This is a genomic window from Nostoc sp. C117, assembly GCF_043099735.1.
Classification (GTDB): domain Bacteria; phylum Cyanobacteriota; class Cyanobacteriia; order Cyanobacteriales; family Nostocaceae; genus Nostoc.
The window spans coordinates 2,460,419-2,484,258 of sequence record NZ_CP170991.1 but is presented as its reverse complement, the minus strand read 5'-3'; the positions used below and the strand labels follow the sequence as shown (position 1 = coordinate 2,484,258).

Annotated in this window: 15 protein-coding genes and 2 pseudogenes; 8 read left to right on the top strand and 9 right to left on the bottom strand. The window is 39.5% G+C overall.

Features of this window, described 5'->3' with window-relative positions; genetic code table 11:
- The first annotated feature begins 303 nt into the window (after nucleotides 1–303).
- On the top strand, nucleotides 304–1,107 hold the full coding sequence (locus ACFG4S_RS11220; RefSeq protein ID WP_392534867.1) for a PEP-CTERM sorting domain-containing protein: 804 nt from the start codon (nucleotides 304–306) through the stop codon (nucleotides 1,105–1,107).
- 148 nt (nucleotides 1,108–1,255) lie between these two features.
- Here the strand turns inward: ACFG4S_RS11220 and ACFG4S_RS11215 are convergent, their stop codons facing one another.
- From ACFG4S_RS11215 to ACFG4S_RS11200, 4 genes are all read right to left on the bottom strand, one after another.
- Complete coding sequence (locus ACFG4S_RS11215) at nucleotides 1,256–3,034, bottom strand: SWIM zinc finger domain-containing protein (RefSeq protein WP_392534866.1); 1,779 nt, start codon at nucleotides 3,032–3,034, stop codon at nucleotides 1,256–1,258.
- 305 nt (nucleotides 3,035–3,339) lie between these two features.
- Nucleotides 3,340–4,344: an aldo/keto reductase gene (locus ACFG4S_RS11210; RefSeq protein ID WP_392534865.1), complete on the bottom strand. Its 1,005-nt coding sequence runs from the start codon at nucleotides 4,342–4,344 to the stop codon at nucleotides 3,340–3,342.
- Entirely contained in the window at nucleotides 4,341–5,738 is a 1,398-nt protein-coding gene (locus ACFG4S_RS11205; RefSeq protein WP_392534864.1) for a tetratricopeptide repeat protein, read from the bottom strand. Before ACFG4S_RS11205 ends, ACFG4S_RS11210 begins: the two co-directional genes overlap by 4 nt.
- 125 nt (nucleotides 5,739–5,863) lie before the next feature.
- Nucleotides 5,864–5,992 carry a hypothetical protein gene (locus tag ACFG4S_RS11200; protein WP_392534863.1) on the bottom strand — a complete coding sequence of 43 codons (129 nt, stop codon included), beginning with the start codon at nucleotides 5,990–5,992 and terminating at the stop codon, nucleotides 5,864–5,866.
- Between the two features lie 89 nt (nucleotides 5,993–6,081).
- On the opposite strand from ACFG4S_RS11200, the gene ACFG4S_RS11195 reads away from it, so the two are divergent.
- Complete coding sequence (locus tag ACFG4S_RS11195; protein ID WP_392534862.1) at nucleotides 6,082–7,626, top strand: DUF3131 domain-containing protein; 1,545 nt, start codon at nucleotides 6,082–6,084, stop codon at nucleotides 7,624–7,626.
- A 338-nt stretch (nucleotides 7,627–7,964) separates the two neighbouring features.
- On the opposite strand, the gene ACFG4S_RS11190 is transcribed toward ACFG4S_RS11195, so the two are convergent.
- A complete protein-coding gene (locus tag ACFG4S_RS11190; protein ID WP_392534861.1) occupies nucleotides 7,965–9,038 on the bottom strand; it encodes a Rieske 2Fe-2S domain-containing protein in 1,074 nt (357 codons plus the stop codon).
- A 555-nt stretch (nucleotides 9,039–9,593) separates the two neighbouring features.
- On the opposite strand from ACFG4S_RS11190, the gene ACFG4S_RS11185 reads away from it, so the two are divergent.
- Nucleotides 9,594–11,057 (top strand): carotenoid oxygenase family protein, encoded by a 1,464-nt coding sequence (locus tag ACFG4S_RS11185; protein WP_392534860.1) that lies wholly within the window; start codon nucleotides 9,594–9,596, stop codon nucleotides 11,055–11,057.
- A gap of 262 nt (nucleotides 11,058–11,319) precedes the next feature.
- Here the strand turns inward: ACFG4S_RS11185 and ACFG4S_RS11180 are convergent, their stop codons facing one another.
- Nucleotides 11,320–12,699, bottom strand: coding sequence for a GUN4 domain-containing protein (locus ACFG4S_RS11180; RefSeq protein ID WP_392534859.1), 1,380 nt, complete (start codon nucleotides 12,697–12,699; stop codon nucleotides 11,320–11,322).
- 552 nt (nucleotides 12,700–13,251) lie between these two features.
- Here ACFG4S_RS11180 and ACFG4S_RS11175 point away from each other — a divergent pair.
- The 4 genes from ACFG4S_RS11175 to ACFG4S_RS11160 all read left to right on the top strand — a co-directional run bounded on the left by ACFG4S_RS11175 (nucleotide 13,252) and on the right by ACFG4S_RS11160 (nucleotide 19,702).
- Nucleotides 13,252–16,095 (top strand): DUF3131 domain-containing protein, encoded by a 2,844-nt coding sequence (locus ACFG4S_RS11175; protein WP_392534858.1) that lies wholly within the window; start codon nucleotides 13,252–13,254, stop codon nucleotides 16,093–16,095.
- Between the two features lie 172 nt (nucleotides 16,096–16,267).
- Entirely contained in the window at nucleotides 16,268–18,274 is a 2,007-nt protein-coding gene (locus ACFG4S_RS11170; RefSeq protein ID WP_392534857.1) for a glycosyltransferase, read from the top strand.
- A 181-nt stretch (nucleotides 18,275–18,455) separates the two neighbouring features.
- Entirely contained in the window at nucleotides 18,456–19,178 is a 723-nt protein-coding gene (locus ACFG4S_RS11165) for a PIG-L deacetylase family protein (RefSeq protein WP_392534856.1), read from the top strand.
- 194 nt (nucleotides 19,179–19,372) lie between these two features.
- A complete protein-coding gene (locus ACFG4S_RS11160; RefSeq protein WP_392534855.1) occupies nucleotides 19,373–19,702 on the top strand; it encodes an STAS domain-containing protein in 330 nt (109 codons plus the stop codon).
- A 20-nt stretch (nucleotides 19,703–19,722) separates the two neighbouring features.
- Here the strand turns inward: ACFG4S_RS11160 and ACFG4S_RS11155 are convergent, their stop codons facing one another.
- Nucleotides 19,723–20,913 carry a PP2C family protein-serine/threonine phosphatase gene (locus ACFG4S_RS11155; RefSeq protein ID WP_392534854.1) on the bottom strand — a complete coding sequence of 397 codons (1,191 nt, stop codon included), beginning with the start codon at nucleotides 20,911–20,913 and terminating at the stop codon, nucleotides 19,723–19,725.
- A 150-nt stretch (nucleotides 20,914–21,063) separates the two neighbouring features.
- On the opposite strand from ACFG4S_RS11155, the gene ACFG4S_RS11150 reads away from it, so the two are divergent.
- Complete coding sequence (locus ACFG4S_RS11150; protein WP_392534853.1) at nucleotides 21,064–21,480, top strand: ATP-binding protein; 417 nt, start codon at nucleotides 21,064–21,066, stop codon at nucleotides 21,478–21,480.
- Nucleotides 21,481–21,616: 136 nt separating this feature from the next.
- On the opposite strand, the pseudogene ACFG4S_RS11145 reads toward ACFG4S_RS11150, so the two are convergent.
- Together ACFG4S_RS11145 and ACFG4S_RS11140 are read right to left on the bottom strand one after the other, a co-directional pair.
- Nucleotides 21,617–22,861, bottom strand: a pseudogene (locus ACFG4S_RS11145) (ATP-binding protein); the annotation flags it as partial.
- 207 nt (nucleotides 22,862–23,068) lie between these two features.
- Nucleotides 23,069–23,560: pseudogene (locus ACFG4S_RS11140) on the bottom strand (PAS domain-containing protein); the annotation flags it as partial.
- Between the last annotated feature and the right edge of the window lie 280 nt (nucleotides 23,561–23,840).

The following is a 23,840-nucleotide window of genomic DNA, read 5'->3' as shown; positions in this document are numbered from 1 at the left end:
ATCTGACTTACGCAAATGTCATAAACAATTAAAACTTTTAGTTTGTATTGAGGACTTTAGTCCTCACTACAAACTAAAAATAATATGCCAGTTGCGTAAATCCTAATTAGTGATTTTGATAATTGCTCGGGCAGACTAGTCTATTAGATAAAATGTTCCAATTTGACTCAAGAAAGCTTTTTATTGAGGATGAGATTTACATTACTAGTTTGGGAATAATAAATCATGCTGGGGCATCATTTGAAATTAATCTCAGCAAACTAGGTGTGTTTTCTCATCAGCGATTACAGGAGCAAATTGTTCATGAAAGTAAGTTTATCAGGGGCTAAAATGGGTTGTGCAATTGTTAGCAGCAGTTGTTTAGCCACAGCAATTATTGGTTTGAGTAATTCTAGTGTTTTTGCTGCTCAATTTATTACAATTCAAAGCACTGGCACTTTATCAGGAACTATCGAACTTCCCAGAAATAATCCCAATTTCAATAACAGTATTACTCGTATTGATACGGATGAAACTGGAACTTATTACCGTAATTTAGGTACTAATAATAATCCTAATTATGTTCCTGTATATCAGTCAGATTATTTGCAGATAGGAACACGTTCTGATGGAAGTCTGCATTACTTCGTTGACTTTAAAGGCATTCCTATTGTCTCCTTCGATGGTGTTCTCACATCGCCGGTTCTCTCTGGTGGTCAGTTGACTCCCTACAAATATCAAGGACAATTACCAGAAACCACATTTCAAGGAGTAATTCAGGATGAATTTAATCTGACAAAAGCTTTCTACACTGGTACTGTCATCGACCCAAACACCGGAAAGCAGTATCAAGGAACTTTTGAAATTAGTGGATATGGCGATCGCTATAGCGAACCCAATGGTAGTTTAACTCCCACAGTCTTTGATTTCCAATCCGATATCCCCGGCTCGCCAACCATAACATCGTTGAGTATAACTGATGCTCCCTTGGCGAGTTTGAGAATCTTAGTACCTATTGAAGAGACTTCTATTCCAGAACCTGCTAGCTTTCTCGGAACCCTGATAGCTGCTAGTTTTGGTATCTTTCTGAAAAGGAAAAAGAATATGTATGCTAAAGGTTTAGCTTAAAAATCTACTATCGAATTTCACATTTGCCACACATTTGCCATCATTTTGACAAAAGTTAACTAAGGTAAAGTGTAATACTTAGCTTAACTATGGTTTTGTATGTTTTTTTTAGAAAGGCGGGAAATCCTGCCTTTTTTTAATTAATAACTTATTCCATATCCCTTTGTTTAAACATTCCCATCAGTTTATGCTTACGACCGTGGCTTTGCATCAAATTTTGGCGATAGCTTAACCAGTCAGCCTTTTTACCAGATTCCAAGTAAGCATTACGTGCCTTTTTTAACCATTCAACGGCGTAATAATAGTATTCTGCCTTACCTGCATCCATAATCTTTTCGGCACGGCGACAGGCATTGGCAATCACCCAAGTAGGATTATGAGGGATAGCAGCATTCATCACTCGATGAATTAACTCAGAATAATAAGAACTGAGTTCGCTAACGATCGCAATGGCATCATCAATTAGCCCCTCATGCAAGAAAATATCCACCTTGGCTGATTCTGTTCCCCAGCCTCCATGAGTGCGAATAATTCTCAGCAAATCTGTTTTCACACTTTCCCAGTTTTCGCCAGCCAATTCTTCGATCTTTTGGTAGTCAATAAAGGAGGGATTGACTTGGAAAGCCGCCTTGATTGCTAATAAAGCAGCTTCCCTATTACCCAATTCAATAGCTAAATCACTCGTCCAAGTTCCCAACTCGTACTGACAATTACCGGGTAAATTTAATCCACTCTGGGCTATATCTAGTGCCTGTTGTAATGCTCCCTGAACGCTGAGTGTTTTCGCTAAAGCAAAGGCTTCTTCCATTGAGTTCATCTGGGTTTGAGCAGCATCAATTGCTTCTTCCACCCTACCTAAACGCCCCAGCATTGTCAGATACTGCTCGGTTTGTCCTTCCGCTTCTGCCAAATACAAGTATTCTTGGTAACGTTCTTGATGTTCAAGAATTTTCAGGCGAATTAGTGCCAAATCATCTGCATAGTCTGGTACTTCTTCTTCCCAAGCTCCTCTTTCGGTAAAATTACCTTGAAGAACTTGGGCTAGGGGTGGATAATCCCAACCTTGGCGTAAAGCCTCCATAATCAGCCCAAAATCAGCATTCCATTCATCTTGCCATGCTTCCAAATTTATTTGAATATCAACTTTTTCTTCTGGAGTCAGTTCGGTAGTGAGAATTGCCTCACACCAAGCTTGATTTAATTCTTCAACAATTTCATCATTTTCAGCGCCGTATTCGGCAACATCGTCCCAATTTTCCACACAAGTAGAGGTAATGGCTTCTAAAATAGCGATCGCATTTTTACCATCTCCCCGTTGACTAAAATCTGTGGCAGTTTGCACCACACTCAGCAATTCTTCAACAATTGGGTCTTCTTCATACCCCTCTTCAAAATAGCGCACGGCATCCCGAAGAATCTGCCGCACTTCGCGGCGAAAAGGAGCCGGATCGATAGTAGTAATGAGCCGCACGGGTTTTATGGTTTGTTCCTTGATAGCAGAAATACTCATCCAGTTTACACGTCGGTCGATCGCCTCAATTAGTGATGGGTATTCTGCTACCAACTCTTGCAACAGTCTTTGAGTTTGAATATGATCTAGGCGATCTAGTAATTCTTCTAGGGTGGGACGCTGCTCAATATGTTCTGAGTGACGCGCACAAACGAGCATTGTCGCCACAATATGTTTGCACCATCCATCAAAGTTGTAGGCACAGGTGCAGTTTACAGAAGTTAACCCACTGCTATCAAAATTCAGGCTGACATGATAAGGTTTAGTTTCACTGCCGACAACATCTGCCTGAAGCAGATCGCCACGTTGGGTAATAGCATTGACAGCACCAGCTTCATAATATGCCTCGCCGCGCTGGAAAGATTTGGCGTTGGCATGACGACGAATAGTAAATTCACTAATTTGCGGAATAGACATCGAGCGATCGCCTGCGTAAATCTTCTGGATGAATCCTAAATCCAGCTTAGGCGTTAGACTAACTTTCTGTAAAGAATATCGTGAGTTACAACAGTTTTCTTTTATATCAAGTACAAAGTTACGGGTTTTGAAGCAGGATGTGCCGACGAGCGAACTTGTACTGAGTTTCGACTACGCTACCGCAAAACCGAGGTAGCGTAGTCGTTGGCGCAGCCTCTCGTAGAGAAGGGAGTTGAAGTATGCTCCCCTGCTCACCGAAATGATGGGATATTTATTTTAGTTGGAAGTCCCTTAATACAATTTGCCTATACGCGAATTGGGGAGGGGTATTGATGCCCTAAGATCGGATGAGGTGTGTAGGGTTCTTCCAAGTATTTGCGTTCTTCATCTGAAAGCTGCAAATCCACAGCCTCAACTGCTTCTTTGAGATGTTCTATTTTGCTAGCGCCAACGATTGGGGCTGTCACACCTGGTTGATGTAATAGCCAAGCTAAGGCTATTTGAGCTGGTTTGACGCCGCGTTTTTGGGCTAATTCGACAACGCGATCGACTATTTGAAAATCTGAATCTTGATAGTAGAGTTTATGGGCAAATTCATCGGTTTTCGCGCGCACGGTTTGACCGTAGTCTTCTTTGCTGCGATTACCAGCCAAAAAGCCTCGTGCTAAGGGACTCCAGGGAATAATTCCAATTCCTTGGTCTAAAGATAGAGGGATGATTTCTCTTTCTTCTTCTCTGTACACTAGGTTGTAGTGGTTTTGTATGGATACAAAGCGATTCCAACCATATCGATCGGCGAGGAAAAGGGCTTTGGCAAACTGCCACGCGTAAACACTCGATATGCCCAAGTAACGAACTTTACCTATTTTCACAAGGTCGTGCAGTGCTTCTAGGGTTTCCTCAATTGGTGTTTCGTAGTCCCAACGGTGGATCTGGTACAAATCAACATAATCCGTCTGTAGACGCCGTAATGAAGCATCAATGCTATCAAAAATGTGTTTGCGAGATAATCCGCGATCGTTGGGTCCATCACCGACTTTACCATGAACTTTGGTAGCAATCACTACTTGATCTCTTTTGGCAAAGTCTTTTAATGCTCGTCCCAGAATTTCTTCGCTGACACCCAAGGAATAAACATCAGCGGTGTCAAAGAAGTTAATCCCCAACTCCAAAGCCAGTTTGATAAAAGGACGACTTTCTTCTTCTTCTAATACCCATTCTCGCAATTTGCGATCGCCATAAGTCATAGTGCCTAAAGCAATGCGCGATACTTTCAGTCCACTTTTTCCCAGATTAACGTATGTGGTCATACTGTTTGCTCTACTTTTTGATAACGTTGTGATAGTTCTAAAGCCCGTTGGGAAGCCCGATGTGCTTCATTGGTGCGTCCCAGTTGGCTGTAAGTGTTAGCTAATTGCCGCTGAATTCCTGGAATGTTGTCGCGCGCAACTTGGCGTTTTTCCAGAACATTCAAGGCTTTGTGATACTGCCTTTGGTGTATCAAAGCATCAAGATAAATTTGCTCAAATAAGTCTCGTTGAGCATGAGATCCGCCTGTGGATTGTAACTCTGGCAATACTGGCTCTAGTTGAGCGATCGCTTCTCCCCAATCTCCACGAGCATGAGCTATCATCCCCTGAGCCGCAGGTACTCCGATCTCTGCCCAAGTACGCCTTACATAGGGCAATACTTTTTCGGCATGGTCTTGCATACTCTCCAACATTTCACCCGCCCAGTCTTCTTTACCGCCCCGCACCAGTGCATAGATGTATTGCAAATCCAGGAAGGCCAGGACATGTTCGTGTAGCCGTGGTTGCAAATAACTAGCAAGTTCTTGCCAGCGCGAACCCACATCAACACCGCGTAACTCTAGCCTTAGTAACAAAGCGATGGCATTAATTTGCTCGCGCCCATTATCTTTTTTGGCACGTCCCCAGATGCGTGTGTCATATATTTCTAGCACCTTGGCGAAATTTTCTAGATCCAAATAGTAAAGAGATGTGTGCCACCAAAGATGTCCATAAAAAGCTGAGCTAGCAAATTCCCAAGTATCACTGAGACTTTCCATTAAGGTAATCCCTTCTTCCAGGCGTCCTGCGGTTTCTAACACATGAGCAATGGCGTGATGTGCCCAACGGTTATCTCGTTTCAGGGCGATCGCAAGTCTTGCATATGTTTCTGCTTCTGGTATCCGATGGCACTCTTCTAGCCCAAATGCCAGCATCCCGTAGATATAGGGATTATCTTCATTGGCGGCGAAAACTTTTTCGGCAATCCCCAGCAATCCCTGACTGTTACCGGAATTTCTATAATGATATTGGGCTAGATGCACTGAGGCTAAATCGCGGGGATAGCTATCAGTGATTGCTTCATGATGAGCGATCGCTTCTTGGATATCCCGGTTTGCCCAAGCTTCTATTGCTGCAACGTAAAGTTTTTCGCGCTCATTGGCTTTTTTGAGATTTGCTTTGGCCACATACAGATAAGATGTTGCCTGAGTGAAGCCAAAGGAGCCACCAGCAAACAAGTAAAATGCGGCAACTTGAGCATTGGCCATCGCACAAGCCGGATCTGCCTCAACTGCTTTGAGAATAACTTGAGCATCGTTGCCAACACTGAATAATTGATCCACAAAGTTATTGATGGCATCAACCGCAACTGATGAATCGGTAGTAATTTCGAGTCCAAATGAATCTTTGACCATTGGTGTTCCCAGAGCATTGCACAGCTACAAGGGTTACTTTGCAAAAGCTAAGTTATAAACTACTATATATCAATCGAGTAACCGGAGTTAGTTGTTAGATTAAGAATTTCCGATAAAAAATGTTGTCATGGCGATCGCTTTTCTGGGAAGTAACTAGAGATTTGCCTAAAATCGTGGGGAATTGAGGGTAAAGTCGATCGGTGTGGGGCGATCGCACTCAAATCTCCTTCGGAAGTTGTAGCAATAGAATCCATGACGTTAATCAGATTTCAAAATTGGGAAGAATAAAGTCTAGTGAGATTACACAAGCAACTGTGATTGATCGAATAAGGCTTTAATCCGTATGAGTTCTGATTTTCAACCCCCATCTAAAAGCTTGTCTATACTCGCTTCCGTAGGAGGAGTGGTGACTGCTGTCATAGCGATCGCTTGTTTTAATTTTTGGTCAAAGCAATTTTCTCAGACTTCCATAGCGAAACCGGAGATATCAACATCCCAAACTAATTTACAGCAGTTACCACAAAAGCGTGAACCCGCACAAAGCACTCCCTTGACTGCTCAAGAAGCTGAAACAATTGCCAATCTTGATGCTAAGTCTGTAGTTTTACGAGGTGAACCTATTGCTTCCAACCAATTAACAATAGCCATAACTCCTTATGTAGCCCCAGGGGCTGGTTCGTTAACTCCAGAAGAAATTAAAACTGCCCGTCAGGCTTGGTTGTACTTCCAACGCAACTGGAATGACGAAACTGGCTTGGTTAATTCTGTTGATGGTTTTGCCTCTGTGACTATGTGGGATCAGGCAGCAGCGATCGCCGCCTTAGTCAGTGCTAGAGAACTCAATATTGTGTCTGCGGCTGAATTTGAAGCCAAAATGACCAAAATGTTGAAAACATTGGCATCTTTGCCGTTATACAAAGAGGAACTGCCCAACAAAGTCTACAATCCCAAAACCCTTATACCCGTTAATTACGGTCAACTAGAAAAACGCGAAGAAATTGGTTGGTCTGCCATTGATTTGGGACGGATGGCAATCTGGCTGAAGATTGTTGATGCCAAGTATCCACAAATGCGATCGCTTTCCCAAGACGTTTGGAAACATTGGCAAGTCAAACGTCTAACTAAAGATGGACAAATGTACGGTACCGCCGTCATCAAAGGCAAAGAACAGTACAACCAAGAAGGTCGCTTGGGGTATGAGAATTATGCTGCCTATGGTTTAAAACTTTGGGGTTTGAATGTTAAAAAAGCCTTGGATTATCAATCCCATACTGCCTTTGTTAATCTTTATGGACAAGGAATTCCTTACGACCAACGCGACTATAAAAACTCTGGAGCTAATAACTATGTTCTTAGCGAACCCTATATTTTAGATGGTATCGAAAATGGGTTTCAAGCTTTGCCTAAAGCTTATGCCGATCGCGTTTTAGCTGCTCAAGCAGCACGTTATGAAGCCACAAAACAATTAACTGCTGTTACCGAAGACAACTTGGATCGCCCTCCATACTTTGTTTACAGTAGCCTATTTGTCAACGGAGAACCTTGGGGAACGATCGCAGATACTGGCGAAAAACATAACGATTTGCGGTTCTTTAGTGCCAAAGCAGCGATCGGCTGGCATGTACTTTACAATACCGCTTATACCCGACAATTATTTGATTTTGTTCAAACCAACCTCAAATCTAAAGATGGCTGGTACAACGGCTTTTATGAATCTCTGCATCAGCCGAATAAAACACTCACCGCCAACAATAACGGTGTGATTTTAGAAAGCTTGTTGTATAAGCAAGTCGGACAACCCCTCACAGTTTGGGCAGGAGTCAAGATTCAGAAGTCAACCGAAACTGCTATCAAAACGCCGTCAATTACAACTAAGGTTCTTAGGTAGTAAAAAAACTGGCGTTGCATATCGGAATAACTGTACTTATATAAATCTATTCATCTCTCTATTATGCAACGCCCACTTTTATATAGCAGTCCTAAATGAGGAGATCCAAACAAATCTGTGCCCGGTTCCCTGTTTCCTCTCTTGACGAGTAAGTTTGTAAATTAAATAGAATTGCGGCGTTGCTGAATATGAGGATGAAAATTAAAAATTCAATCTCTCAAACTCTTATTCTCCGGGTCTCTGCGTTTCTGCGTGTTAGCGAAGCGGGGCGTAAGCCCGACAAAAATCATCCCACTAATCAGCAACGCCAGAATTGCTATAGCTAGCTTTTGCTAGTACTATTCAACTTCGACCTTATTAACCCAACTTTGATAGAACTCTCTAAACTTCAGTACTCCCTTGTCATGCTTGATATAAGCTCCACCCTCATCTGCGTTTAGGTTATTCCAAACTGGTACATCCTGATAAACAGTTAATCCATTTTGCAAACCGAACAGGAGATAGTAAGCTAAATCCAGGAAAATATTGCCAGTTTTCTTGATCGTGAACAACCCATTCCAGATTGTGTGGTTTTCATTAATGGGAGTACTGCTCTGGAGTGTCTGAAACTTCTCTTCACCATTGAAAAAAAATTTTGCCAAAGTTCCGCTAGGATAACCGTTGATGTAAATTGTAATTGTTTTAAATTTTATACCTAAAACATTGGCTACGACACCGATTAGCCCAAAATACCTCTTAACCTGGACTTCAGTTAAAACTCCAAACCAAGCTTCTTTTTTTATGGGTAGTTCGCTCTGTTGTGCTAAGTAATTTTCATCAAGCACAGTAAGTTGAAGGGAAGTAGTTGGTAGCTGATGTAAGGCCGGTCCATGATATTGGTCAAAGATATTTTCAATCACTCTTAACACAGTGGTTTTGGTATGGTAAGAAAAACGAAAAGTCATATAGTTATGCCTCTGGCTTTCAGCAGCCTTATACTCAACCAAAGGAAATAGAGGAGTCTGAGTACCATACCAAACCCAGATGTAACCATATCTTTCCTCAGTAACATAAATAGTTTGACGAAATGTTGGGGGAATATGGTCTAAATCGGGTATAGAAATACACTGCCCCACGTTATCGAAACGCCAGTGATGAAAAGGACATTGGATACAATTGTCTATTACCTTACCCATTGCCAGACTAGCCCCCATATGGGAACAGTAACGCTTCATGATTACTGGCTGTCCCTTTTGATCTCGCCACGCTACTAAGTGTTCACCAAATAAGTCTATAGCTTTTGGCTTTTTGACTAAAGCTTTGGAGTCCATAGCAACATACCAGCTAGCGGCAAGATTCATCACCTTTTTATTGACTCCTGTTCTCGGTTTAGTTTGACTTTGCTCTTTGGCTTCTTCAAAAAGATTTTTCATTTGTTCTACTTTTAATACTTAACTCTATATATGACCTTTTTAAGATAGAAAACTGATTGTTAGACTAAAACTAGGTTTTTCACATCAGTTTAAGTACTAACAAAATATTTTGCTAATCAATTTATTTTTTCCTTCAATGCTGCAATAGACTACTTAAAATTATTACTTTTTTTAAAGCTTAATAATCTATAAAATTACTTGACAATAACCTACTTTACAAAGGTTAAAAAGAGATGAGCTAATTTTTAAAATTAGATAATACTCAAGTTAAGAGAAAAAATAAATAGTTTATTGCAGCAATAGATAACAATTATTTAACAAGAGTTTAAAGCATACTTAATAATTAATTAATCAAATAATTTTATGGTGTCATTGTTAAAGATACCTAAACTAATAGTGAAAATATTAAAACCAATAAAATCAAAATATTAATTACTTTTCATGTGGTGTTGAAAGCATTAATAATTTCACTTACATCGAAATTCCTTTGACAGACAATTCAACTTGGTATGTCATTCTGATTTTTCTAACTAACTTCTAAATCCTAAATCTATTATGTTCAGTAGCAATATCTTTGAGACATACAGTAATGAGGTTAAATTACAATTTGAAGATGGTGTCCAAGAACAAAGATTCAAATATCTCAAAGGTGCAGTTGTTTGGTGTGGCAGAGGTTACTTGGGAACAGATAAAGACTTTGTACATCACTTTGATGGGTTACCAAAACTATTTGGTTTCTACTTTGATGAAGGCACAGTAACTTTCAAGACAAAGTTCTTGCACAATTCTTTATACAAGAAAACCCTTGCTCAAGGCTACTTGCCACCAGTAGTAAGTTTTCAGACAAAAAAAACAAGAGATAAATTTAGATGGAAACCGTGGCATTTACTGAACTATATTCTGCCAGTTATCAAAAATAAAACGCCTACTACAGGTGCGCTCGAAGTACAAAACATTTATGGCCACTACTTAGTTAATTATGAGGGATTACACTATGCTGAGGAAATAGACATTAACACACTTGAAACACTTCAAGCTCGTCGGTTATTCAAGAGCAAAGTTCCTTGGAACATCAGTTCCAGCGCTGCTGCCTACATTAGCGATCCAGAAGAAACGACTTACTATAACTATCTACTGGAAGTCCACACCTGGAATCTTGGTCAGTCTGCGACAATTTACCCAGCCAAAATTGAACCAAACTTGGATGTAACCTACTTCGATTCCGTACAACTAGAACAAGTGGGTAATATCCACAATATAGTTGTGACTAACAACTATTTAGTGATCATTGAAAGCCCAGAACGAATAAATGTCAAGAAAGTCATATTCAATGGCAGTATATTTGACAGCATGGAGGATTTACCTTCAGAAAACAACATTTTCTATATTTACGATCGCTACACCATGAAACTGGTTCGTAAGATCAGATCGTCTTTTCACTTCAGCTTCAATCATATAATTAATAGTTTTGAAGAAAAAAACACTATTGTTATTGATTTAATCGAATTCTCTACTTACTACAAGCGATTATTACAACCTGACAATCCAAAAGATAGGCTGGAGATGTGTAATATACCAGTACGTTATCGTATTGACACGAGGGATTATACTATTGAGCGAGAGCAAATCTGGGATGGACTGTGTGAAATGCCATACCACGAGAGCAAGTTAGAAAAGCGGGGTTATGCCAACTATTTCGTAGATCGTCCAGACCGTCAAAAGTGGGGGTTGTGTTCTATTTATGAGGGCAGAACATGGATTCCGGAAGATGGCTGGCTAGTCGTGAGTTCTCCCATAGTGTTCTCCGACATCATTATGATAATTACTGCTGATAGTACTTTTGAAGAATTTAAGTTCGTCTTGTTGGAGGGAGCTACTTTTGAAGTAATTGCAGAGGCACTTATTCCGACTGCAATTGGCCAGGTAGCACACGGAAACTGGTTTGATTTCGGCTCTACCGCTAGACCAATTGCGCCTTTCCATAGCAACGCCGAAATTTTGGTCTCTAAGTCAAAATAAAGAATTTGAAACCCACGCAGGTGGGTTTTGTCCGTATAGCCAAGCCAGTGTGGTCTTCTCCCAAAGGGAGAGGCTAGCGCCAAGGGGGTTTTCCCCATGAGCAAATGGCGCGCGAATTCCATTCGCCAGGGAGGTGTGTTGTACTACTCTTACTATAATGGTTGATTTATCCCTGAATACATATTTTTCCCAATTCTAATTTATGGCTGGGATTCAATCAATTAATTAGTAAAATGAATCAATTTAAATCCTGTTATAGTTACTACTTGCTCACTCCGGAAAGTGACAGAGGAGGGATAATACCACAAGCTGCTAGTTTTACAGCTAAAGCATTGAGGTATCGCCACGGTTGAAAACCACCAACCCACAGGGGTGAGGGTAGATGACCTATTGGCGCTTTGAGACTAAAATTCAATTCAGATTTCGCAGAACTATAATTGTATATATGCCAACCAACTTGATTACAAAAAAGTCCGTAGTCTTCATTGACGTTTTTGTAAATAAGTGTTTGCACGCTAAAACCAAAGTGTTTATGACTGTAACTTACCCATAAATGGTTAATAGTCTGTAAATCTTGACAGGGAAATTTATCAATATCACTACTAAATATATAGCTTCCTCTAGGCTTTGCCAGTGCCTCACACATGAGATCCCAAGTTTCTCGATCTGCTAATTGCCATTTTCCTTTTGCTAATAAATCATGCAAATGTTTGCAATCAATAGTAGTTAATGCCTGATACTTAGTATTTAGCAATTTATTTGGTTGTTGTTCCAGTATCTGTAACACTTCTGTTGCAGATTGGAAGCGTTGCGAAACGGCATTTTGTAAAAGTTTATCTAAGATTTTACAGAGGCGATCGCTAACAGTATTATTTGTCGGTAAATGTTCTTGCCATACCCAGCGATCGTTACCAACGTCGAATAAATCAAAGGGAGAAACAGCGGTAAGTAAGTAAATACATGTTACCCCCAAGCTGTAAATATCGCTGGCTGGTAATGCCTTTCCTCGCATTTGTTCCGGAGCAATATATTCTGGACTACCTACTATTGTCCCTGTACGCAGTTGCCTTGTATTAGTCGCAAATTTAGCAACTCCGAAATCTATTAAAACCAAATCTCCTCGAATAGAACGGCGCATAATATTTTCCGGTTTAATATCTCGGTGGATTACTTGTCGGGAATGGATAAATTGCAGTACAAGCAATAAACTTTTTAAGATCTCCCAAATTTGCGGTTCTTTAAAAACGCCTTGTTGTTGTAATTCCTGTGCGAGTGTTTTTCCATCTACTAATTCTTCAACGATATAAAACTTTTGATTTTGTTCAAAATGTGCTAATAATTTGGGGATTTGAGGGTGTTCTAATTCATTGAGACGAAGCGCTTCTTGGTGAAATAGGTTGACTGCCTTTTCCCAAATTTCCGGATTTTGTTCTTGAAAACATAGCTGTTTGATGGCACATTTTGGACGATCTGGAAGATGTTCATCAATAGCTAAAAACGTTCTACCAAAGCCACCGCGTCCAATAACAGCCAATGCGCGATATCGCTGTTTGAGTAACAATTCCTGACCACAACTATTACAAAAACGAGAACTGTCAGAATTTTGGGGACGTAGACAATCAATATTGGTACAGTAGCTCATATTACAAGAGTACTATTTATTACAATTACTATATATAAAGTATTCCCATGCGATCGCCCCTCTGACTAACCCTCAACAGGATCTCAAATTCAGTCGCAGCTTGACCCAGACTCACTTTGCTCAAATTGTTGGCAACATACAAACTTTTTCCGTATACATACCCCGTTTAGAAAAAAATATCTAAAACTTCCGTATAATTCACCCTGATATTCAGAGTTTTACCGAATATCATCCTGTAGTCAGATACTATGCATATTTTTTTTGGATATTAAACTATGGAAAAACTCCCGGAGAATTTGCTCGAAGAGATTCAGGATGTAATTCCCCTGAAATCTTATTCCTACAGTACTGGGAAAATCTATATTCCCAAGCCTGGTGCTTGAGGTGTTTCTAGTCTGCTTAACTAATAAAAAATCTATGATGAGTGCGCGATTTTATCTTGTTTGTTGGCGCTACTCGAACCATTAGGAAAAGAATAAACCTAATAAAACTCTATTTTATGAATATAGCTGTACAGACGGGCTATGACGCTCTTAACTCTTTATTTACATTATGATACACAAACTTCGTCAACAAAAACTGTTGAGATGGATTGCATTGTTCTTAGTTGGAACATTTCTGCAATTGTTGTTTTACATCCCAACGCCAGTTTTATCTGAAAATTCCAATAGCTGTAGTAATATTACAGCCCCGCTCACACCCGAAGAACAAACTTATGCTCGTGGTGCTTGGCAGTATTTTGTCAAAAATTATCAGCCAGCAACAGGATTTACCAATTCTACTGGGGGTTATCCTTCGGGTACACTCTGGGATATGGGTAACTATCTCATGGCCTTAAATGCTGCACGCTGGTTGAATCTTACTGACCAAGCAGACTTTGATAACCGCCTGAACAAATTTTTGACGACTCTCAACACCTTGAAGTTGTTTGAAGATGCCTTACCCAATAAAGTTTATAACGCCGCTACCGCCCAAATGGTTGATTATGGTAATAATCCACTGGAGCGAGGTATTGGCTGGTCTGCTTTGGATGTTGGGCGAGTCCTAGCAGCGTTTGATGTTATCCGTACCTGTCATCCTCAATATAATGATTGGCTCAAAGGAATTGTCGCAAAGTGGCAGATAGGGCGATCGCTCAAAGATGAACAACTTTATGGCGCCATTGTTCTCCCAGACAACAAAACTTTACTAGTGCAAGAAGGACGACTCGGCTATGAAGAATACGGCGCTAGAGGTTATCAACTTTGGGGTTTTGCTGCACCCAAGGCTATTTCCCTAGACCCGTTTAAGTTAGTCGAAATTAATGGTGTACAAATTCCCGTTGATACCCGTGACTTTAAAAGCACCAACGCTAATAATTATGTTGTTAGCGAGTCTTATATTCTTGATGGGATTGAATTTGGCTTGCAAGGTCAGTTAGCTGATTTTGCTGCCAGGGTTTTAGATGTGCAAAAACGGCGTTACGATACCACAGGGCAGTTGACTGCGGTTACAGAAGACAATATCGATCAACCACCTTATTTTCTTTACAACACCGTCTACGCAAACGGTGTAAACTGGGCAACAATCACGGATACCAACCAGCCTTACCCACAGTTTCGCAGCATCAGTACAAAAGCTGCTTTTGGTTGGCGCTATTTATTTCCAGATAATGCCTATGCCCAAAAAGTTTTTGATGCTGTCAAGGATCTCCGCAGTCCTGATGATAGTGGTTACTATGCTGGGATCTATGAAGAATCAAAACAACCCAATAAAGCTTTGACAGGTAATACTAATGGCTTAATTTTGGAGATTTTATATTACAAAGCTAGGGGAAATCACCCTTTAATTGGCTCTAGTTCTGTCAGTGTCTCTACTGGTAAACCCAGTGAAAATGCTTCTTCTGCAATACCTCCAACTTCTACACCTCCAACTGTCAAACCTGCTGAAAATGCTTCTTCTGCAACACCTCCAACTTCTACACCTCCGACTGCAACCTCTGCGGACACTTCTAAAGTGGTGGAAGTGGCCGTTGCACCTATTCCACCAGTGGATAGTCCTAAGCCATCATCTAACCTCAAATTAGATCGATCGCTGACAATTATTGAAAGACGCTATGCAGAAGCGGCTTGGCAATACTTTCAAGCAAATTATCATTCCAAAAGTGGGCTAATTGACGATCGCAGTGATTTTAAAGGTGCAACTCTCTGGGGCTTAGGAGATTATCTCGCAGCACTCCATGCAGCGCGATCGCTCGATATAATTACATCCAAAGAATTTGACCAACGCACGCGACATCTTTTAGGAGCGTTGGTAAAAGTACCATTATTTGGTCTGGAATTGCCAAGTCGGGGTTATGATAGCAGAACCCTGCAATCAATAGATTATGGTGGAAATCCGACGCCAGAAGGCAACGGCTGGTCAGCTTTAGATTTAGGGAGAATGCTGGCAGCACTTTATAACTTAAAAACCTGTCATCCAGAATACACGGCTGCGGTAGATAAAATTGTCCTGGATTGGTCATACTTGCGTGTAGTCCGTGAAGGTATTCTTTCTAGTGCTATTGTTACCAAAGAGCAAGATGGGCGATCGCTTATTCGTGTCAACCCAGAAACCCGCTTAGGTTACGAGGAATATGCTGCTCGTGGTTTTCAATTATGGGGGTTTGATGTTAACGGTTCTGCTGTTGGCGGTGAATATCAAACGGCCTCAGTGGAAGGAGTGAAAGTACCAATTCAACGCCGTCGCACAGATACTAACTCCAAAGTTAACCAATACACAGTTAGCAATCCTTTCTTACTGTATGCCCTAGAGTTTGGACTAGATCCACAAATGCGATCGCTCTTTGAACCAATTTTTCAGGCACAAGCTGAACGTTATCGTCGCACTGGCACCCTCACAGCTTCAGCCACCACCTTGATCGATCGCAAGCCTTACACTATCCATAGTTCAATAATTACTGAGAAAGGCGATCCTTGGGTAGCTTTAGGAGATGATGGGCAACCAGTACCAAAGGGGCGATTAGTAAGTACAGCAGTGGCTTTTGCATATCATGCGCTGCTTCCCGAAGATAAGTATTCTCAAGAGTTATTCCAAGGAACGACTGACTTATATAACCCATTAGCTGGATTTTACGAGGGCTTCTATGAAACCACAGGTAAAACAGCAGTTGGTTTCACTAGCAGTACCAACAGTATGATTTTGCAATCCTTGTTGTACGAACTGATGAATCAACAACCTCTGATTCGTCCATCTACTGCTATGAACTCTCCTTGGTGGGAAGCAGTTAGCAAAGGCTATTCTGGGCGAGGTTTACCCAATACTGCAATACAACAAACCAAGTTAATTTCTAATAGTTCTGGAAGTTACTGGGTTTCCAATAGTGAAAATACCCACCTAGTAACTGACACAAAATAACAACGATCTTTTCTGAACATCAAAATTATTCTAGAGACATAGCAGTGCTACGTCTCTACTTAATTCAGCAATATCAATTTCAGTGGATACAAAAATTAGGTTGTTAGTCAAAACTTTAATTAGGGAATACTTGTTTTGAAGGGATGCAGTTACATTAACTATCGGTAATATAATGGCTTCAATTTCTCTTATTGACAATTTCTCAAATTTTTCCGGCAACAGTCGCTCCTTACTCAAAAAAAGAACGCTGTTATTTCGCTATTTGGCAGAGATAAATTTAATTTTTGGTATCTGGTATTTGCAATGGCGTATTACACATTCCATCAATTTCGATGCGCTTTGGCTCTCTATTCCTTTACTAATGGCAGAAATTTATAGTTATTTCGGCGGCGTAATGTTTGTCATTGGATTGTGGCGACCTTTAGTTAGACAGATTAAATCTCTCGACCAAATGAGTCCATCGATACCCAAATCCGAGTGGCCAACAGTGGATGTGTTCATAACATGCTACAACGAACCACCAGAAATTGTTGAAGAAACTGCCAAAGCAGCGCTAGCAATGGATTACCCAGTAACAAAGTTACGTGTTTATGTACTAGATGATGGTAACTCACCTGCTATGCGATCGATGACAGAAAAATTGTGTATTCAGGATTTGCAGTCAGCACAACTACAGCAGGAAGCAGAACGCATTGATGCAGAATACTCTTGTTTGGTGGAGCGATGGAAGCAACTAGAAAATTTCACATCTAATACTCAAGCTGCTGAACAATGGTTGCAAGCATTATCAGAACCAGTAGTTAATGAGTCTGCTGCTGGATTTGTGCAAAGTCTACGACAGTTAATTCTTTGGTTACCTCCGACTCATCAAAGTATAGGTGATTCTCCTGCAAAGACGCTAGGCGATCGCCTCACTACCGAACGCAAAGGCTTAGAAAAAGCTATTTGCAATAAAGAACTAGAACTAGTTGAACTCGCTCGTTTTCGCTACATTGCTCGTCCGAAACCTGATGGTGTACCCCACCACGCTAAAGCAGGTAACCTCAATTACGCGATTTTTTCTGGAGAAACTTCCGGAGAATTTATTCTTACCCTAGATGCCGATCATATTCCCAAGCGACAATTTATTAAGCGAGTTCTCCCTTATTTCTACACCTATAATTTTTTCACAGGTAAATACGAGCAAAATCAAATTGCTTTTGTCCAAACTCGCCAGGATTTTTACAATATTCCTCCAGGCGATCCTTTTGGACATCGAGCAAATTTATTTTATGGGCCGCTCCAACAGGGCAAAGATGGCATGAATGCCGCTTTTTATACAGGGACAAATGCACTATTAAGGCGGGAAGCATTGATTAATGTTGGACTACGACATTTCGCTGATGAGTTTGCCAAAGATGAAAAACGTTTAAATGAATTTCAATTAATTGGTGGTGTATCCAGTAACAGTATTACAGAAGATATGAATACAGCTATGCGTCTGCATGGCGCTGGATGGAAATCTATTTATCACCATGAACTTCTCGCAGAAGGTTTAGCACCAGATGACCTAAGTTCTACTCTTAAACAGCGGCTACGTTGGGCACAAGGAACTATTCAAGTACTACTCAGAGAAAATCCACTGACAAAACGAGGGTTAACTTTTTGGCAAAGATTGCATTATTTTAAGACGATGTATAGCTATTTTTCGGGTTTTTCAACTCTAGTTTTTATTTCTTGTCCAATTATCTATTTTTTCACAGATATTATTCCAATTAAAACTTACGGACCTGACTTTGCTATACACTTTTTCCCCGCGTTTATTATCAATCGGCTGACTTTTTTAGCAGCTACTTGGGGCATTCCAGCTAGAGAAATTTGGCGTTCAGAACAATATGCGATCGGTTTATTTCCATTATTAATTCAAGCTGTATGGAGTGTATTCACAGGACAAAAAATCAATTTCCAAGTAACACCTAAACAACGCCAATCAGGGATTTATCTCCGCCTGGTTTGGCCACAATTGCTTGTCTTTATCCTTACTATTGCAGGAATATTGTGGAGCATTTACCGCTTTGCAATTGGCCATCTGGATTATCCTGAAGTTCACCTAATTAATAGTGTATGGGCTATCTATAATTTATTACTTTTGTCCGCGATTGTCCGTGCATCTGTTTGGCAACCGCCGAAAGAGGCTTAACAATTCAAAATTCAAGACATTTTGTCTATGGCACGCTCTTCGCATTCAGATGAGGATTTAAACCCGACTTAAAATGAGGGTATTAACGCTTTTATTGACGATAAACCAAATGGGGGACATGGGGAATAACTCCTGAATTCTGCCTCCATCTTCATAAATTAAATCCAGAAAGAAAACAGCCATGAATAATAATTTAGACTGTAACAACTTTGCTCAGCGAACTGTGTTAACAATTTATGCTCATGCTGATGATGAAGTCCTACCTGCTGCTGGGACTCTCAGCCTGATGTCTAAGGCAGGCTGGAATGTTGGTTGTTTAATTTTGACTAATGGCGAACTTTCTAGCTCGACTGTTAAGGGTAAACGTCATCAAGAAGCTGATGCCGCTGGTAAAATTATCGGTGCAAGTTACGAGTTTTATGCACTTGAAGAGTGCAATTTCTCCACCCAAGCAGTAATTAAAGTCACTGAAGAAGCTATTGGACGTTGGCAACCGGATTTGATTATTACTCACGCACCACAACCTGAAAAATATGGACATAGAGATCATGAAGTATGTGCGATCGCAGTTTCTAATGTTGCTACCCGCAAAAATATACCTTTGTGGTATTCAGCACCGCCTGTTTTTTTACGTGGCTTTGAACCAAACTTTTTCGTAGATATTACCTCTGTAATTGAGGAAAAGATTGCAGCTATTGGTTGTTACGAATCTGAGTTAAACAAAGCATTTATGCAACTTGATGCGATACTTGTCCTCTCTCGTTTTTGGGCACGAGAACTAGGGCAAAAAGATGGCTATTTTGAAGCTTTTGAAATTTCTCGTCAATGGGTCGATGCTACCTTTTTTACCGCTATAGCAAATAGTAAAAAACAAGTAACAAAACAAAACTGGTTAGGTATATAGTAGATTTTGATATATTATTTTAGTTTTTTATTCTTGAAATTACTGACTTGTTTTATAAGTCGGAAATCACTTACATGATGATTTTATTAATATTATTAAAACAAAAATATTAATTTATCACTTGCCGTTTATATTATTTTAATGTCAAAATATAAGCAAGATATTTATAAACCACATAATCGGAAAATAAAATCATGAATTTGAGTGTAACAGTATTAGAAATATCTGGAATTCTAGATGGTATTAGAGGTAATGAATTGCGCCGTGAAGTTAACGAAGTTTTAGCAAAGGGAGCTGATATTTTGTTGCTTGATCTCAAGGAAGTAAAATTTATCGATAGTTCTGGTTTAGGTGCTTTAGTATCAGCAATGCAGATGATGCGAAATGCTAATCGCAAACTTTTCGTCTGTTCTATCAGCGATCAAGTCAAGATGTTATTTGAACTGACTAAAATGGATAGAATTTTTCAAACATTTGCTGACCAAGATGAATTCAATCGCCAAGTACTAGCAATGCAAACTTGAAATATGTATATTTGAGTATACTAACCAAAGTTAACTTTTACTAAAGATAAGTCATCATCAAGATTATCTTGAGAATTTAATGTGAGAATATTCGCTAATAGTTGATTTAGGTTACAAGTATCTTTATCGCTACATTTGGTTAGTAACTCAATGAAAGCATTAATACCTAAAATATTACCATCTGGCTGATTAATTTCATAAGCACCATCACTAAAGATATATAAGGTGGTGTTTTCTTGGACTTCAAAAATAGCATCATTAAATTCGACATCAGGTAAAAAGCCAATTGGTAGATCTAAAGAAGTTAGCTGTTGAACTTCGATGCTTGTCGTAGATGTACTAGATAAGAGTAAAGCTGGTGGGTGTCCGGCGTTGGCATAAATGAGTTGACGTTTAACACGGTGATAAACTCCATACCAAATTGTGAAGTATTTATCACCGTGCTTCTGCATTTGGAAGGCATGATTGAGCGCCTTTAGGACTTCACTCGGTTGACAAAAGTTTGTGTTTGGTAGAGATTGCGATCGCAATACATTAAGCACAGACACAGATAGTAGCGCTGAACCCACTCCATGTCCTGATACATCCAACAGATAAATTGCCAAACGATCGTCGTCAATCCAATTATGGTCGAAGCAATCACCCCCTAGCTGTGCTGAAGGAATAAACAAATTTTCTGTAGTTACTGCTCCTACAAGCGGTGAGGGTAGAAGCGATCGCACATAATCAGCTGCCTCAGCCAATTCTGCTTCTAAAATTTGCTTTTGGGCTTGCAAATCTCCATTGAGTTTCTCTAAAGCTTGCTTTTTACTTTGTAAATCCTGATTCAGGTGGTGTAAACGTAGGCCTGCTCTGACGCGTGCTTTCAATTCATTCATCTCTATTGGTTTAGAGATAAACTCATCTGCTCCAGCATCAAGTCCTCTAACTCTATCTTCTTCTTCTCCTCGAGCTGCTCCCCTAGCAGTCAATAGAATAAAAAAAGTAGTTGCCAACTCTGGATTTGCCCTAATTCTACGACACACTTCTAACCCATCTACCTGGGACATCATCCAATCACAGATAATTAGAGCAGGATGTAGCAGTTGTGCTTGTATAATTCCTTCTTCGCCGTTGCTGGCTACAGTAATATTATAACCTTGCTTTTTCAGTGTACTTTTGAGTACTGCTCTGACTGTCGGATCGTCATCAATAACCAGAATTTTAAACATAATTTCTACTTGATTCAATAGAATAAAATATAACTAGTCTATCTCATTTAACTTATATTAAATTTTCTTTTTAATGTATAGTGAAAATACTCAAATTAAATAAAATGATTAGGGAATATGATGATTTTAAAATATTTTATTGGTTAAGAAGTGAATAAGAAAATTTATCTAAAAGTCAACACAGATCTGACAGCTTCACCTCAAGTTTTGTCTTGGTTCGAGGAGATGAATCAACCAAATCTTCCCGATCAAACAATTTGGTGGCAATGTCAGATACTGATGATAGAAGGCTTTACTAACATTGTTGAACATGCCCACAAAAATTTACCTACTGAAACTCCGATTGAAATTGAAGCTGTGCGGTTAAATGAATACATAGAAATTCGTATTTGGTCTCACGGTCAATTCTTTGATTTAGAGAAGCAATTGCGACAAACAGCAGAATTTGAGGATAATGAGCAAGAGCGCGGGCGTGGTTTAAAAATCATGTCTGCCATTGCTGACAAATTGAGTTATGAAGGGACAGTAGACAATCGTTACTGTTTATTTATTAGCAAATATTATTAATGCTCTGTCTCAATTTTGCTATACTAAGTATTAGCAATCAACAGAAAAATTAGTAAAGTGATTCATCGGGCAATACTCAATATTTGCCAAGATTTTTCAACAATTGCACACTTTTTCCTTTGCTAATGACTAATGACTAATGACTAATGACTAAAAATTCTTGGATACGTTTCACAAACTCTTCTAACTCTGAGATTAAGCTAGTAGTAATTTGACGCTCTTGGTTGTGAACTAATTGTTCTAGTTTTTCTGCCGCCATATACATGGTTGTAACTCCCATATTGGCACTAGCACCTTTAATTTGATGAGCTTCTCGTGCTAGTTGGTCAAAGTCATAAGTGGCGATCGCTATTTTAATTACTTCTAGACGAGGTTGAATATCGTCAACAAATATTTGCAGTAGTTCTAATTCAAATTCTGGATTATTTTCTGAGAGTTGATGCAAGCGTTCCCAATCAATTGGTAAGTCAATGAAGCCAATATCTATTTGTTTTTCCCGGAAAATTATACTTGCCCAATGCTCTAGCACTGCGGCCAAATCTTCTTTTAATACTGGCTTGCTCAAATAGTCATCCATACCTGCATCTAGACACATTTGTTTGTCTTGTCTCATAGCATTAGCTGTCATGGCAATAACCACAGGACGACGACCGCTAGCAAAGCTGTTTTCTTGCCAACGATGAATTTCTTTTGTAGTTTCTAAACCATCAAGAATTGGCATTTGGCAATCCATCAGAATTAAATCATAAGGAATTTTTGCCAATATCTCCAAGGCTTCTTTCCCATTATTAGCAATATCTGCGCTGTAGCCTAAGCTTTTTAGTTGTTTCAAAGCAATTTTTTGATTAACTAGATTATCTTCAGTTAAGAGTATTCTTAATTTAGGAGAATCAGGAAGCGGGGAAGAAGATGGGGGGACATTGGGATGGGGGGACACAGAGAATGTATTAGATAGATTGTTTGCGTCTCCCACTTTCAGCCTCCCTGCCTCCTCTACTTTTTCTCGCTCCTCTGGAATCACACAAGCGATAATCGTGAAGTAAAATGTACTCCCTGCATTAAGCTCACTTTCCACCCAAATTCTGCCACCCATTAACTCACAGAGTTGCTTGCAAATAGCAAGACCTAACCCAGTACCGCCATACTGGCGAGTAATAGAGGAGTCAACTTGACTGAAAGCCTTAAATAAACGTTCAAGGCGATCGCGTGGAATTCCAATACCTGTATCTTTAACACTAAACTCAATTTCGTAAGTGTTTGCAGCAGAAGAATGATTAATATCGCTATTTTTACGAGTTATCACTGAAATTTCTATACTTCCAGTTTTAGTAAATTTAATAGCATTACTGAGTAAATTAATTATTACTTGGCGCAGTCGAGTGATATCCCCCACAATCGTCGTCGGGAGTTTAGGAGTATCTAAAAATTTAAGTTTTAAACCTTTTTCTCTAGCTGTAGGCGCAAGCATATAAAGAGCCTCATTAATACAACTTCGCAAAGCAAAAGGTTCCTGTTCTAGTTCCAAATTACCCGATTGTATTTTAGAGAAATCAAGGAAATCGTTAATAATTTTGAGTAAGGAATTTCCACTGGTGTAAATGATCTCAACAAAATCTTGCTGTTCGGGAGTCAATTGAGTATATAGTAACAAACTCGCCATCCCAGTTACCGAAGCAATCGGAGTCCTAACTTCATGGCTAATCATTGCTAAGAATTCCTGTTTAGCCAGTTCTGCTTGCTTTCGCTCAGTCATGTCTCGTAAAATATAAACATAACCTTGGAAATGTTCAATTTCTGTCTGAATGATTGAGTATGAAAAACCTACAGGAATGGTTTTACCAGTTTTTGTATAACAAACAGTTTCTACCTCTTTTACTAAATGATTTATATCTGGTTTTTGGGATATATTAATAGTTTCAATATTTATATTTTGTAACTTATATTTATGTATTTCTCTGAGAATTTTAGTGATAGGCTGACCGATGAGTTCTGATTCATCATATTCCAACAAAACTTGTGCCGCTGGATTTATTTTTTTTATATTTCCAGATAGTGTTGTTACCAACAAAGCATCTGGCATTGATGTTATAATTTGGTCAATGTATTGTTTAGAAGCCTTCAAATTACGTAATAATAGATTTGCTTCATTTGCACCTTGAAATAAAGATTGCTCAAGAACCATTCTTTCTGTTACATCTTGCAGAAGAATAATTAAGGAATTACTATAATTGTCTTCTTCGATATTTTTAGTAATACAAATATCAATATAAAAAGGAGAAGCTGTATCTGGCGATCGCCTAATTCCTTTTAGTTCAAAATTATTTTGCTTTCCCTGTTGAATGCCGTCAAAAATATCTTCA